Source organism: Pseudonocardia sp. EV170527-09 (assembly GCF_008369905.1).
In the GTDB taxonomy this organism is placed as follows: domain Bacteria; phylum Actinomycetota; class Actinomycetes; order Mycobacteriales; family Pseudonocardiaceae; genus Pseudonocardia.
On record NZ_VRMC01000651.1, the window covers coordinates 1 to 238 of the forward strand.

The 238-nt window shown below is 65.5% G+C and carries 1 protein-coding gene; it reads left to right on the forward strand.

What is annotated here, in order from left to right; translation table 11 throughout:
* Window positions 1-26: 26 nt before the first annotated feature.
* The coding region (locus FVA95_RS30400; RefSeq protein ID WP_240051821.1) for a molybdopterin-dependent oxidoreductase at window positions 27-238 on the forward strand (212 nt) is incomplete at its 3' end.

The window sequence follows — 238 nt, forward strand, 5'->3', positions numbered from 1 at the left end:
CCCATGAAGGGCTGAAGGCGGTGCAGATGTTCGAGGCGATCGGCCGCGGCGAGATCAAGGCGCTGTGGGTGATGGGCACCAATCCAGTTGTGTCGCTGCCGGACGCCGATGCGGTGCGCGCGGCGATGAAGAAGCTCGAACTGTGCGTCATCTCGGAGAACGTCCGCTTCAACGACACCGTCAATGCCGGCGCGCATGTGCTGCTGCCGGCAGAGGCCTGGGGCGAGAAGTCCGGCAC